Source organism: Stieleria sp. JC731, from assembly GCF_020966635.1.
In the GTDB taxonomy this organism is placed as follows: domain Bacteria; phylum Planctomycetota; class Planctomycetia; order Pirellulales; family Pirellulaceae; genus Stieleria.
The window spans coordinates 1,691,246-1,706,121 of the sequence record NZ_JAJKFQ010000001.1 but is presented as its reverse complement, the minus strand read 5'-3'; the positions used below and the strand labels follow the sequence as shown (position 1 = coordinate 1,706,121).

At 52.4% G+C, this 14,876-nt stretch carries 10 protein-coding genes; 4 read left to right on the top strand and 6 right to left on the bottom strand.

Annotated features, from left to right (window positions below; translation table 11 throughout):
- Positions 1-20 precede the first annotated feature (20 nt).
- Positions 21-1,058, top strand: a complete 1,038-nt coding sequence (locus LOC67_RS05790) for a ribonucleotide-diphosphate reductase subunit beta (protein ID WP_261366497.1) — start codon at positions 21-23, stop codon at positions 1,056-1,058.
- Positions 1,059-1,638: 580 nt separating this feature from the next.
- Here LOC67_RS05790 and LOC67_RS05785 read toward each other — a convergent pair.
- Positions 1,639-1,869 carry a hypothetical protein gene (locus LOC67_RS05785; protein WP_230261552.1) on the bottom strand — a complete coding sequence of 77 codons (231 nt, stop codon included), beginning with the start codon at positions 1,867-1,869 and terminating at the stop codon, positions 1,639-1,641.
- 541 nt (positions 1,870-2,410) lie between these two features.
- Here LOC67_RS05785 and LOC67_RS05780 point away from each other — a divergent pair.
- Positions 2,411-3,439 (top strand): hypothetical protein, encoded by a 1,029-nt coding sequence (locus tag LOC67_RS05780; RefSeq protein WP_230261551.1) that lies wholly within the window; start codon positions 2,411-2,413, stop codon positions 3,437-3,439.
- Between the two features lie 2 nt (positions 3,440-3,441).
- Complete coding sequence (locus tag LOC67_RS05775; RefSeq protein WP_230261550.1) at positions 3,442-7,077, top strand: response regulator; 3,636 nt, start codon at positions 3,442-3,444, stop codon at positions 7,075-7,077.
- A gap of 59 nt (positions 7,078-7,136) precedes the next feature.
- Here LOC67_RS05775 and LOC67_RS05770 read toward each other — a convergent pair whose 3' ends face one another.
- From LOC67_RS05770 to LOC67_RS05750, 5 genes are all read right to left on the bottom strand, one after another.
- Complete coding sequence (locus tag LOC67_RS05770; protein ID WP_230261549.1) at positions 7,137-7,943, bottom strand: DUF4198 domain-containing protein; 807 nt, start codon at positions 7,941-7,943, stop codon at positions 7,137-7,139.
- Positions 7,944-8,039: 96 nt separating this feature from the next.
- Entirely contained in the window at positions 8,040-8,558 is a 519-nt protein-coding gene (locus LOC67_RS05765; protein WP_230261548.1) for a DUF2271 domain-containing protein, read from the bottom strand.
- 81 nt (positions 8,559-8,639) lie between these two features.
- Positions 8,640-9,332 (bottom strand): PepSY-associated TM helix domain-containing protein, encoded by a 693-nt coding sequence (locus LOC67_RS05760; protein ID WP_230261547.1) that lies wholly within the window; start codon positions 9,330-9,332, stop codon positions 8,640-8,642.
- A gap of 12 nt (positions 9,333-9,344) precedes the next feature.
- Positions 9,345-10,415 (bottom strand): DUF1559 domain-containing protein, encoded by a 1,071-nt coding sequence (locus LOC67_RS05755; RefSeq protein WP_230261546.1) that lies wholly within the window; start codon positions 10,413-10,415, stop codon positions 9,345-9,347.
- A 335-nt stretch (positions 10,416-10,750) separates the two neighbouring features.
- Positions 10,751-11,569, bottom strand: coding sequence for an ABC transporter ATP-binding protein (locus LOC67_RS05750; protein WP_230261603.1), 819 nt, complete (start codon positions 11,567-11,569; stop codon positions 10,751-10,753).
- 296 nt (positions 11,570-11,865) lie between these two features.
- Between LOC67_RS05750 and LOC67_RS05745 the strand changes: the two genes are divergently transcribed.
- Positions 11,866-14,823, top strand: coding sequence for an ABC transporter permease (locus LOC67_RS05745; protein ID WP_230261545.1), 2,958 nt, complete (start codon positions 11,866-11,868; stop codon positions 14,821-14,823).
- The last annotated feature ends 53 nt before the right edge of the window (positions 14,824-14,876 follow it).

Genomic DNA, 14,876 nt, shown 5'->3' with positions numbered 1-14,876 from the left:
CCCGAGTTTAAGCCCGCTCTTTGTCTCAACACACCAGAACCATGAACCAACGATTCGCCGCCACCGACAAACGCTTGATCAATTGTGCCCAAGTGGATGTCAATCAGTTGATGCCGCTGAAATACCAATGGGCGTGGGAACACTACAACAATGGTTGTGCCAACCACTGGATGCCGACTGAAGTTCCGATGACCAAAGATATCGAAACATGGCGCAGCGATCAGCTAACCGGTGCCGAACGTCGTGTCATCATGCGCAATCTTGGATTCTTTTCCACCGCAGAAAGCTTGGTCGGAAACAACCTTGTCTTGGCAATCTTTCGACATGTGACCAACGCCGAATGTCGGCAGTACTTGTTGCGCCAAGCATTTGAGGAGGCAGTTCACTCGCACACCTTCCTGTATGTTGTCGATAGCTTGGGACTGGACGAAGGCGAAATCTTCAACATGTATCACGAAGTCCCCTCGATTGCGAAGAAAGACGCCTTTGAAACCGAACTGACTACGGAGGTCATGCAACCCGATTTTTCCACAGCAACTGTCGAAGGAGCCCAAGCCTTTCTCAAAAATCTGATCGGCTACTACCTGATCATGGAAGGGATCTTCTTCTACACCGGCTTTGTGATGGTGCTTTCATTCCATCGACGGAATTTGATGACAGGGATTGGTGAACAGTTTCAATACATCCTTCGTGACGAAACGATTCATCTAAACTTTGGGATCGATCTAATCAACGGAATCAAGGCCGAAAATCCCGAGTTGTGGACGGAAACTTTTCAGCAACAGATGATTGAGCGCGTCCGCCAAGCCGTTGAATTGGAATTGGAATACGCTTCCGATTGTCTACCAACGGGCATCCTCGGACTGAACGCGGATCTGTTCCGCGACTACGTCCAACATATTGCCGATCGCCGGCTCGAACGAATTGGTCTTCCAAAACAGTACGGCTCCAGCAATCCCTTTCCTTGGATGAGCGAGACAATGGACCTTTCAAAAGAAAAGAACTTCTTTGAAACGCGTGTAACCGAATACCAGTCCGCGGGAAGTCTTCAGTGGTAGCTCTGCAGAAGCACTCACAGCTGAACATCCGATCGTTGGTTTAGTAATTTCCGACGAACGCATGATTGCATCGCCAAGTATCAAATTGAGATCAGTTCCAACTTTTAGACGCAGCGAGCAGCAGAACCATCTCAAAAGCTCTGCTAGTTGAGCTGGTATAGCAGTTGCATCATGTGGTATCAGCTGAATAACTCTTACAGGGAGATCACCATGATTATGGGTTTACTTGGAATCACCGCTGTTAGTCTCGCCTTTGTCGTGATGGAAATCCGGCATTCACCGCGAGTCAAAGATATCAACCACATAAACGCACGATCACGATAGGCTTGAATCAACGCCTTGCCGTTCGCGAAACATTTGTAGTAAACGCGCAGTTCTCGAGGGCGGCGACAAGATCAAGGGATCGTCTTAAGTCTTCGGTGACGTACACTCCGGCTTGAATCTGTTTGCTTCAGTCCAGACAGTCGAGAGTATCAGACAGCTTTGAAATCGATTCCGCGTTGCCAAGCTTTCTGCTTGACGAAGCACAGTGTCTAAAAAGCAGTCGCGGGGCTGGGTATCAACGGAAGCTGCTTCGCTTCTAAATAAATTTGAAGAAGGGAGCCGACTCAATCGGTTCACCACCATCACTGCTTGGAAACGCTACGCCTCCCGCTCGTGCTTCAAGCGACTGCATCACGAGTGATTGAAGTTCGGCGCCTTCTCGTTCGACCCGTGAACGCAATGCGAAGTGCAGGTTGATGAAATCGTCTAGTAACAGGCGTTGTTTTTCCGAGGGAACATGATGTCCCCGCCCTGGTTCTGCTTCCATCGACCCTTCCATTCAAAGAAAAGCGCCAACACACGGCGTCAGCTTCGCTGTTTTTTAACAAACAATAGCGGGGAGTCAAACACCTGACCGCCCTAGAGGCGCCACATCCTCCCTTACAACCACCTCACCCTTTCCCTACGCAATCCGGGCGACGTTCCATCGGGTTTTAGGACACTTTGGGTATGCCCCCCGAAGAGCGCCTTATCTTTCAATGTTGCAGAGGACTGGACGAGCCTACCACCGTCGAAATCGGCGTCGGAGGAAATGCCAGCAAAGAGGGAAACTTGTAGCGAAAACAGCAACAAGCTTTCCTCCCGAATCCTCTATTCTCCGCACGCCCCAGGAAGTTTCTGAACAGAAACGAGTTCGCGAGATGAAAACTATCTATCTACGATGGCTGTCGCGTCGGCTGGCTACCAACCCGATCAAAGATTGCTCAGGTGATCAAAGAAGACACCGGGATTGGCCGCGCTTAGAAAGCGTTCTTCTGGCGTCTCCGCCTGCACTTATGATCACAACTGCACTCGTGGTGCTGTGCCTCATGGTCACAGCTACGACTTCGAATGCTGCTGACCGAGGCGATCCGACGGAAAGCCCCGGTAGCGAGTCGGAACAGGTTACCCCACAGCATACGTCGCAGGAGATCAATCAAACCGCGCCGTTGCAATCGAACAATCCGATCACTGCCAATCAAATCATTGGTCGAATGTTGCAAGTACATACCGACCTCGATGCGATCGCTGATTACATGGGCCGACAGAGACATAGTCAGTCGGACTTCATTGCACGCAATGTCGGACCTCGGGAGATCTATTTCCAATCGCAAGTTCTTTTTCGGATCGCGGATCGATTCGCATTTGACCACACTCGCAAACATCTACGCAGCAATCCGCCTTCAACGGCATCGAACCAATACTCTGACGTCATGATGTTGGTCGAAGCAACGATCGATCGGATCAACAGCGTCAAACAACGTTATCAAATTTCCAGTCCAAACTTGACTGTGACTTCTATCACGGAGCATTCGCCGGAACAGTTGTTTGAGTCGGTTGTGTTGGCGAACCGAAAGCTCAATTACCTGCTGGATAAGCGCATCTCACCAAGTGAGGTGTTTGAACAAGTCACCGTGGGCATTAGCTACACGTCTCGTTTGCTGGAACAAACCGATTCCGGGCAGGTGATGCCATTGGAACCAAAGTTCGAGCCCAACAAAATGCCAGCCGATGTGTATGCGGAGTTGCTCGACTGCTTGGAAAAGATCCGCAATCTCGCGATGAAGTCAGGCTTGCAAGTTCTTGAAATCGAGCCACGGAACCAACGTTACATTGAAATCGAACCTGGCGACGTGCTGAACCTTGCGTCGCTTGTGGTTTCCGAATTGGCATACCTTCATTCACGATTGCCAAACGCGTTGCCCCCACGAGAGGTCTACTCATCTGGGCGTAAATTCCCGGCACATGTTTTTCAACGTGTAGGAATCCTGAAACAGCAACTCGAAAAGATTGATCAGTACAGCACAGCGCACCCGGAATGGCTTGGCTCTATTGATTCGCCGAGCAATCAGCAATAGCCATGATCGATCAAGATATCGCACAGAGCCCCCGCGAGAAAACTCAGGTTCGAAAACCGCTTCGACGCCAACTTCTACGATCACACCTATCGATCGCGATGTTGGGCTTGATCGGCCTCGTCGTCGTTTTTCTTCTGCAACTGACGCTGCGCAAGCACACGATTCGCCTGACGCAGTTCCGTGCGCCAGCAGCGCAAGATTCCATGGAAATTGTCACCGGTGTCCAAGAGTCACTGGCATCGCTGCGTGGCTGGATCGTTTCGGGTGACGAAAGTTTCCAAAGGGAACGTTTACACGCTTGGGATGACGTGATTGATCCCGCGTTCGGACACCTATCGGAGTTACACCGAACGGCTGGCGACACGTCAATGTACCAAGACCTCCAACAGGTAAAGCGATCGCTGCAACGGCTACGTGAAACGCAGTGGTGGATCGAAGACGTCGCGAACACCCCTGGCAACCAGCCGCTGCGTGTTTTCTATACCGATCATCTGCGACCGATCGGTGACCAGATTTTCATCTCAATTACGGCTACCATCGATCTGGAAAAACGCCACCCGGCCGAAGGCCGACATGCCCTGCTGGCCGCCATGGCTGACATCCGAGGCTTTTTCACCCGTAGCCAAAACATACCGCTTCAATTCATCGACCAAGAAGGTGAAATCGACACCAGTGAACTTAGCCAGTGGCTTTTGATTGTCGAAAGGCAATTGCAATTCCTGATCGACAACCAAGACCAACTTGATGATCAACAACGTCAACTGGTCGCCCTGATCCACCGCGAGCTGTCTGCCTATCGAGCTCTTTGCGATGAATTGATCGGCAGCGAAGACACTCAGCCTTGGAATGTCGCGCGTTATCGATTGAACACCGAAGCGGTACCGATCGCCAACGAACTGACCAGCCTTTTGGAACAGCTAAGTGATCACCATTTGACGTTGATGAAATCCGAGTCAGCCAGAGTCTCGCAGTTGACTAATTTCATCGCGACCTTATCGATCTTGATGACGATCATTTTGGGGATCGCAACTGCCATCATTTCCAACTGGATCGCCAAACGGCTTTCGGCTCCCATTGTCGAACTGACAGAGGCATCGGCACGTCTTGCCGCTGGCGATCTTGATGCGCCGGTCCATAGCAATTCCGACGACGAGTTAGGAATCCTGGCACAACAGTTCAACGAAATGCGATTTCAACTCGGTAACGAAAGCCGGGCACTTCGTGAAGCCAAGGATATCTTGCAGCGAAGCGAAGAGTTGCTACAGCAGGTGTTCAGCTCCGCACCTGTGGCGATGTTGATGATTGACGAACAAGGTAAAATCGTTCTCACGAACCATCAGGCGGAAAAACTGTTTGAGTACGGCGATGGCCGCCTTGTCGGACACTCGATCGGGAATTTGCTCCCCGAAAACGTCCGTGAAATCCATCACGATTATCAGCAATCGTACCGCGATGATCCGACCGTTCGTCGGATGGGGGCGGGTAAAGACCTGACGGCGAAAACCAGTCGTGGTAGCGCGTTCCCTGTCGAGATCGGACTGACTCCTGTCCGCACCAACGACGAACTATTCACCCTTTGCGTCGTTGTCGATTTAACCGAACGAAAGCAACAAGAATCCTTGTTGATCCAATCGCGCGAAGACGCGTTACGAGCTTCCAGAGCGAAAAGCGACTTCCTTGCGAACATGAGTCACGAGATCCGAACTCCGATGAACGCGATCATCGGTCTAACCGATTTGGTTCTCAATAGTTCGCTCGATAGCCTACAGCGCGATTACCTGGAAACCGTTTCGACATCCGCCGACTCGCTACTGCAGATCATCAACGACATCCTTGATTTTTCAAAGATCGAAGCCGGAAAGCTGGTCCTTGAAAACCATGACTTTGCATTTCGTGAGCTGATCGGCGACACCCTGAAAACCTTTGCAGTGAAAGCTCACGAAAAAGGGCTAGAGCTGTCATGCCGCATCGCGCGCAACGTTCCCGACATTCTCGTCGGGGACTCTGGCCGGACGCGACAAGTCATCCTGAACCTGGTCGGAAATGCGATAAAGTTCACTCCTGCTGGAAACATACTCGTTGAAGTACGGGTCGATTCTGGAGAAGCGATCCAGCCAGATCAAATCAAAGTTCGAATCAGTGTCACCGACACCGGTGTCGGAATCCCGAAAGATAAGCTTCATACGATCTTCGAGAACTTCGAGCAGGCAGACACCTCGACCACTCGGCAATTTGGCGGAACAGGGCTCGGTCTTTCGATTGCGTCGCGACTGGCCAAAGCAATGGGTGGCGATATCCAAGTCGAAAGCGAACTGGACCATGGAAGCACGTTTCACTTCACCGCGGTTTTCCAACGTGGTGAGACAATGACAATCACACCATGGCGACACCTAATCAAGAAACTTGAGTCGACCCATGTGCTGATCGTTGACGATAATGAAATGAATCGTGTCATCCTTCGCGATATGCTTGAAACACATGGGATCAATGTGGATTCCGCCTGTAGCGGTAGCGAAGCATTACAAACACTGCGAAATAGCGTCCATCAAGGCAATGCCTACCATATCGTCGTTTCCGACTTGAACATGCCGGAGATGGATGGCTATCAATTGGCGTCAACTCTGGCTGATTCGAATGAGTACTATTCACAGATCCCGTTTCTGATACTGACATCGTCATCGTATGACGGTGACCTGAACACATTAAACACCAGCAACGTCTCCGGGATGCTGGTCAAACCGGTCAAACAATCCGAGCTCTACGAATTGATCGTCCGCTCGCTTCATATCCGTGATGAGGTTGAGATCAAAGACCTCGGTGTCGTGGCTAAGGATCCGGACATCGATCCCAATCAAGGGACGCTGAACATCTTGCTTGCCGAAGACAGCATCCCCAATCAAAAACTGGCTCTGGCGATCCTAAACGCAGCCGGTCATCGCACCACCGTTGTCGAAAATGGACGGGAAGCCGTGAAAGCGGCGTGCAACCGGATTTTTGATGTGGTACTGATGGACATCCAGATGCCCGAAATGGACGGAATTGAGGCGACGGCATCCATCCGGGCGCATGACCGCGAGACGGGTCGACATACACCAATCGTCGCGTTGACCGCCCACGCTCTCATCGGTGACCGAGAAAAGTGTATCGAAGCCGGGATGGATAGTTACGTCTCTAAACCGGTCAATCCGCGAGGACTGTTTAAAGCGATCGAAGTCGCGACACAAAAGAATACCCCGGATACATCGCCCGAGTTGCCCCAGTCGGCCGCTGCGATTGAGTCTCCGAAGAACTCGGACATCCCTTGGAATGTCCTGCTTCAAAACGCCGGTGGCGCAACGAACGAGCTACGAGAGATCATCAAGACACATGCGGTAGAAATCCGAGCATCATCGCAGCAACTCTCTCAAAGCGTTAGCCAATGGGATGCCCAGCAAACCCTTCTGTCAGCTCAACAGCTTAAAAAGGCGATTGACTATTTCCATCAGAGCGACACTGTCCAAATTGTTGAGCAACTGGAACGGAAAGGCAAAGCAGGTGACGCGACCGATTCGCTGCAGGCATTCAACGATTTGTTACCACGAATCGAATCGTTACTAACGACGATCGATGAATACCTGGACCAAGTCGAACCTGCTTAGCGTGTCGTTGTGCCGAACGCACAACCTTGCGATTCCGGCGACCTTGCGTTGCTGACACACTACTGTGGCAAAACTTCCAAAGTCGCCGCGTAGCTCATCCGGCGTTGGGTCGCATTGGCAACAGCCGTATCGTTGTCAGACTTCGAAGTCGACAGCCAATACATACCAGGTTCAGGCCATGTGTATGAGAACTTGCCTTCATCGTCGACCTTAACTTTCACGGAATCAAAGCTATCCCGATAGCGAGTCCCGCCCTTGAGAATTTCGATTTCCATCTCGGTCGCGGGCTTTCCGTTGACCAGCAACTGGAACGTACTTTCCTCTTCGGCATACAGGTCATTCGGGTGAGTGACAGGGATCAATTCGATTCCTTCACCGGTCGACTTCAATGCGGCGTCATTGGGAGCACCGTTGGTGACAAATGTCTCGATTCGACCAAAGGACTCTGATACGCTCACGTTGGTGGCGCCTTCAGGAACGACCCCGGCGAATGACAGCGGATTACCACGCCAGCGTTGACGCTCGCCATCCTTTTCCCAGCTGGCAAACATGCCTCGATTCAAAATGGCGATTCGGTAAGTCCCCTTTTCTTTTAGCTCCACGTCAAAGACGCTTCGGTATTTCCCGACCGCCTGATTCTGAGCTTCGACCTGATTGCCGGTCGGATCCACAATGACCAAGTTCTCCAACCGAAGTGGAAAATGATTGAAGTAGAACAAGTCATTCGATACCGCGGCATCCACGGTGACCCAAGGCTCGGCACCTGACAAAGACGTTTGCGATGGTCGCAACCAAACCTTGTGTGCATGACTCGCTGAAGTCAGGAAGACCAGCGCCAAGACGCAAAAAACTGTTGAACGGATCATAGAAAGTTCCTACCGAATGGTGAAATGGAATCAGTTTGTGTTAGGACAATTGGTGAGTTGATGAAAAATCAGAATCCATGGGTCCCTCGAAAACGACTACTTCGTGACAGACACCGTGACTTCGCCCAGCTCTTCTTTTCCTTCAGATCGCAGCGGCTGCTCAGTAACCTTTCCCCATTCAAATGGGATCTCAATTAACTCGCGACCACCGACCTCGCGTGACGCTTCGACCAACAAGGTGTATTTCCCCGGCTTTAGTTGCGACATTGGTTTTTCGTTGCCGGAAAACTTCAGTTCATGTTTGCCAGCCGGCCGCGTCGCACCGGAAACACCATCGACTGGCATCTCCAAACCTCGTCCCGATCGACGCCACCATTGACGCAAGTCGGGCAGCCATTTCGTTCCGGCACCTTCTCGTCGGCCACGCAGCTGATACCACACCGCGAGATTGGAAACGACTTTCCGATCGGGTGTCTGAATCCAAACCGCAACGTACGGACGGTGGTATTCCGATACGTCTAGACGCGGAATTTCAATCGAGACGTTTAACTCCTCGGCAAATGAACGCGAAACGCCAAACCCGGCTGCGAGTAACCAAACCAACAGATGTTTCATCGGAAGAGTCCTTTAGGTTTCGAATGGATTGATGGCGAAGGAATCAACCATCTAGTTTTGAATTCAAATAGCTGTGAGCGACTAGTGCATGAACACCGCGATCAAGATGAACGGACCAAGCAACCCGAAAGCGACCAGCGGCCACGTCATCGCCCTTCGCTTGGCATGCATGATTAACAACAACAAGCCGCTTAAACAAAAAACGATCGTCGCAATCGAAAAGACGTCGAGGAAGTATTTCCAGACCAATCCGGTATGGCGCCCTTTATGAAGATCATTGAAAAAGGCGATCCAGCCACGTTGTGTTTCTTCAAACTCCACATCACCACTTTCCCGATCGATCGCAAGCCAAGCATCGGCTCCGGGGCTTTGCATTGACAAATAGATCTCGTCCTCGGAATACTCCGCTTCCCGATGATGCAAGGCGATTTCAAGCTGCCGCCCCAAGTCAAACGCGAGTTCCTTTGGCAACGCTTGGCGACCTTCCAGCGGTAACGCCTGCACCAGATCGGATTGTTCAGATGAAAGCGACAGCGATTCGAAGCGACTGACCGGTTCGGATTCGATCTCGGAACCGTGATTGAGCGTGATCCCTGTCACGGCAAACATCAGCATGCCGACAAGACTGACCGCAGAGCTGATCCAGTGCCAAGCAATAAACTGGCGCATCCAATAAGAGCGTCGATTCTTGCTCTTGCGTTTGCGATTTGGAAACTCAGTTGATTCGCCGTCCGGAACATCCGATGGCAAACGGTCAGGCACGAGATCATTCACGGCGACACCTTGCTAATGACCGGCTATTTCGTTGGTGCTGACTTCCTTGCCATGTCGAGTCCACATCGCATGCCAGATTTCAGCGTTGATGGAATCGGTCATGAATTGCACGCTTCCGTCACACAGCCCCACGATGACACCGCCGGTATGGTGACTTCGAGCGGCAGTGACTTTTGACGACCCGCGGACAACATCGGGTACCGTCGCGTTTGGTGTCAGTCGACCGTTCATGATCGGACCACTCGGCGAACAGCCACGCAGCCAAAACGACAATCGATCACCGTTCCAGCCTGGAATCGTTGGCCAAAGGCTTTCCAGATCGTTATTATCCAGCATCACTAACGTTGCCGCATCGGGTGTCATCGCCGCCCGATAAACTTGTGTCGTGTTGCTGTTCTTTGCCAATTCGGTTGGCGAACCGGTCGGACCACGCAACGATTCGGCGAACGCCAGCGTGTGTGTCGTCCCGTCTAAGATTGATGCAAAACGAATCTTGGCACCGACCCAGCAAAGCCCATCGGCCTCGTCAAAGCTGGGGTGGAAAACTTCATCCATCCCGCTTCCCTGATTCATCGCATAGTTCGTTCCCGCGATCGTTAAGTTTGCCCCCGAAGGCATCGTTGTGATGTGAGTCGGGCTTTCCGGATCACTCGGACACAGGTACGTCGGCACGGCTGTGCCGGCGGCCTTGTGTAGACCCTCGGGAATATCAGCGATCGCGGGGTGCCCGAGGTACAAATCGAAATCGATCAAATCAGTCAGCGCCTGTTGCTCAAGAAACGGCAACAGCTTGGCCATCGGCGAATAGTCATTGGGATACCCACCGGGCCATGCATATCCGGCGTTGGGGAATCGCTCTCGATACACCGAAGCATAGTTGTGCAGTGCCAACCCGATCTGCTTCATGTTGTTGCTGCAACTCATCCGACGTGCAGCTTCGCGGGCGGCCTGGACCGCAGGCAAAAGCAGTCCGACAAGGATGCCGATGATGGCAATCACAACCAGCAATTCGACAAGAGTGAAACCTCGCTCATTCCGCGTATGGGAACGGTAACGCGGGGACTTCTTAACAAACAAATTCATTCTAATGCTCCAACTTTTGCAGCCTGAGGGGTAAAGAACTCGGTCGCGAGCACGGTTCTGACCGTGTCGCCCGAAGTAGGCAAATCGATTCCGCAGTTCCGCTGCGACGTTCGCCTAAAAGGTCTGGCTGGCTAAGAGAAACACTCATTCGCTTGCTAACCTGAAAACTATCGCTATTGCGAATCAATTGCAACAGCCGAAAGCGTGAAACGACGTGGAATCACCCGAAGTGACTTCAATCCTCACTAGCACGCTTGTAACGTTGATCAGCAAGCAGATTTCGCTTGCCCAAAAAGGCGCCGCTTTCGTCCCTGCGAAATGGGGTGCGATGCGATTCACACTGACTGGCAATCGGTAATCGATTCGTCATGAGTGCTTTCGTTCAAAATGCTTTGATAATGGGCGGCCAATGAATGCGCATCGGGGTAGTCGCTAGCAGAAAACTCGTGAACGAGCTGACCATCTTTCAGGACCACAATTCGGTCCGCCCAGATCGCGACACTCGGTTCATGTGTCACCATGACAATCGTTCGTGCTTGCTGATCGCATAATTCGCGCAGCAGCTTGCAGATCGCCTGACCAGTGACCGAATCGAGGCTGCCGGTCGGCTCATCGGCGAGCAACATCGAAGGGGCGGTAATCAAGGCACGAGCAATCGCCACCCGTTGTTGTTCACCGCCGCTGAGCGAGTCTGGTCGATGGTCCAACCGATGCGCAATCCCCAATCGGGTCGCAAGATCGGTCACTAAGTCAGCACAGTCCTCGCGCAACCCACCAGCCATCAATGGCAGCAAGATGTTGTCGGTGGCGTTCAACGCGGGCACCAGATTAAACGCCTGAAACACCAAACCGATCCGCTCACGCCGAAAGGACGTTAACGCACGATCTGACAGCGAAGACAAGTCCGTCCCATCGATGACAACCGATCCTGAACTCGGTTGGGTCAACCCTGCCATCAGATGCAGCAGGGTGCTTTTGCCTGAACCAGAGGCTCCCATGATGGCGACGAATTCACCCGTTTGGACCGCAAGATCGATGTCTTGTAGTGCTGAAACTTGTTGCTCGCCCTGTCGAAAGGTCTTACCAACATCCTGAATACGAACGGGAGAACAGGGCGGTGCATCAGCTGGAGCAGATGTTGGGGCAGTCAGCATATTGTTCATTGAATTTTGGTACTGAAGGTCAAAAGCGACTTCATGCGTTTTACATGGATAGCCATTCACATAAACAAGCGATGAAAAAACAGCCACCGATGCCGGATTGCGCGTCATCGAAATCGCTTGATCGCGGCCCGTTGATCACGACCGATCTTCATTCGGGGCGTTAGATCCGCGGTTCAGCTGAGTTCGGTGAAAGTTTTTGAAAGACAACTTGATCGGCGCGACTTTTGCCATGCACGTGCCGTTCCACCGAGACGCGATCACTAGAACCACCCAAAGGCAACAACTCGATGAGTAGCTGGCAGCTGATCACCAAGCTGGTGATTTCACAATTGAGGCTACACCCAACTCGAGCGGTGATCACAACGCTCGGGGTGATCGCTTCAACATGTGCGGTCGTCTGGGTGGTCAGCGGCTACGACGCCCTCGTTTCCAAATTCGACGAAAATGCAGGTAAATACCTAGGCCGATACGACGTGTTGGTAGTCCCCAATGGACCTCCAGGAACTGTGGCAACAGTCGATCAAGATACGATCGTTGCGTTCAGAAACGATGCGGGTGTTCTTGAACTGAACCCAATCAGCCAAACACGAGCCTCGGTTGCACGAATCGCCAAACCCGATGATGGACCGACAGAGGAATCATCGTTGGGGCTTGTTGTCGGCAATCGACCTCCGGTCTTTGGTGCTCCCCCAATCGATCCGACGTTGGTTAGCACTCCGGCGATCGAAGAACCTTATGAACTAACAGCAGGTCAGTGGCTGCCAGAAGACGAGAATGCGAATGTGGCGGTGCTCAGTTCCAAGGCTGCTGAGCGATTGAATATCGGCATTGGTGACGACGTGTTAGTGACCACGCTAGCCAATCAAGTAGCACTACGCATCGTTGGGATCGTTGAACAAGTGGCGGACACTCCTTCGATCGGAGGCCGAGGTGGCCGCAGGGGAACCGGCGGACCTCCCGGTAATCGAAGTCCACACACGAAAGCGACAGAGCAAAACCGAACCGGTCTTCGAAAGAAGGTAACGGGCTCTGATTCGAGAAAAGCAAACGAACAAACACAATCCGATAAATTCACGCTGCCAACAGCGTTTGCCCAGGGAGTCGCAACCAACGCGATCTATGTTCGTCCGCAGCTCGCAGACTTGATCAATGGCTTTGCTTCACAACCCAACGTATTGCAAATCGCTTTGCGGGACACCGTCACGGTCGATCAGTTTCGCCACGCCTGGGAAACGCGGTTTGGTGGCGACCGGCCGTCTCTTAGCCTTGTCGACTTTTCGGCAGTCCGCGAAGGCCTAAAGTCAACTCGATCTGTAAGCAGTCAGCGTTCTCAGGCTTGGGCTGCCACCGGAATGGCCTCGATGGCTGCGATCTTCATTATCTTTTCGACACTCAGCATGGGAGTTTCAGAACGTGTTCGCGAATTTGCGATGCTTCGTGCCATCGCGCTAGAACGATCACACATCGCTGCGATCATTGCGATGGAGAGTGTCGTCCTAGCATTAATCGGTTGGGTGGGAGGATTGGTTGCAGGAGGATTGCTGGTGATGATCGGAAGCCAAATCCTGCCAGGACTTTTCAATAGCGGAAGCGTATTGGGCTGGACAAGCGTTGGCCTTAGCGGACTGACAGTCCTGGTTGGAGCGTTGGGAGCTGCGATTTTCCCTGCATGGCGTGCAACTCATATCGCACCACTAGAAGCGATGAGCCAACGAAACAATCTCCCCACCGTGCGGACCTGGTTCCTAATTGGCATCATCGGTCTTGCCCTGTCTGCAATCACACCAACGGTCGTTTTCTTCTTGCCGATGGCAAACCGAACAAGAGTGTTGGGCTATTCCCTGTTCGCTTACCCCGCATTATTTGTAGGAATGCTGCTGCTCACGCCTTTGATTGTCGTCATCAGTGAACGGCTCTTCGGTCCCATCGTTACCTGGATCTTGCGATTGAATTCACGCATGGTCAAGACTCAATTGACCGGCAACATGTGGCGAACAGTTGGGGCAACACTGGCGTTATCAATCGGCCTTGGACTTTATACATCAACACAAACCTGGGGCTACTCCATGCTCCAGCCATTCTTGCCCGGCGATTGGCTGCCGGACATGCTGGTTGCGTTCCATCCGATCGGTGTCGATGAAGAAGACATCCCGCGCATCGGTGAAGTTGATGGGGTCGATCCAGATCAAGTGCTGCCTTTATCAATCGAACAGTCTCGTTTCGATTGGCAGGGAGACCAAGCACCTGAAGGCCTGAAGCATGACAACGCAGTCATCGTTGGCCTGGATCCTAGCGGCGCGTTCGGTTGCAGTGACCCTTTTTTAAAGCTCGACTTTGTTGACGGCGATCAAGAAACCGCCTTAAAAGAGCTTTCCAAAGGCGATGCGTGCGTCATCGCACAGGACTTTCAAATGCTGACCGGGATGCAGGTTGGTCAGGTCCTTCGTTTCACCCCACCTAATGCACCTAACGAAACAGTTCAGTACAAAATCGTCGGCGTTGTGGCACTTCCCGGTTGGCAGTGGGTCACAAAGTTCTCTGGCGTACGTCGACACTTCGTTCGTACATCGTCAATCGTGTTTGCAAGCTTTGCCGATGTCCGAAATGACTTCCACCTGACAAAGCCCGAGTTCTTTTGGCTCAATCTCGAACCCGACGCTTCGCTGACCCTCGTTGAAGAACAGCTGCAAAAGATCGCGGAACGTAAGTCGGGCACCAGCTTTCGATCGGATAACTTTGGGGAGGTCGTCGCCTATCGCCCGTTTGCCCGCGCGACAGCCACTTCAAACGTGATGAAAGCCATTCGGATACGCGCCAATGATATGATCTGGGGGATGAGCTATCTGCCGCTTGTCACCTTGATGATCATGTCACTTGCCGTTGTCAACACGGTCGTCGCTTCGGTCCGGTCGAGGACTTGGGAGTTTGGTGTGATGAGAGCTGTCGGCCTCACCAGTGGTCAACTGGTCCGGCTGATTATGGCCGAATCACTGCTGATCGGATTTGCTGCGTGCACACTTAGTCTGACTTTTGGCCTTATCGCAGGCTGGTGCGGGGTCGGCATGGCACAATTCGGCGGGCACTTCTTCGGTGGTGCGGCGCAATTCGTCATCCCGTGGAAAAACCTCGCCATTGGTTTTGGAATTACGTTCGCATTGTGCATACTTGCTGCCGTTTGGCCTTCGATTCGAATTGGCAAAGCTGAAACGCTGGCGTTACTTCAAGCCGGACGTGGATCGACCTAGCTGGCTTAGCTGACCTAGCCCACTACCTGCGAAAGAGCGGCAGCACTGTATGC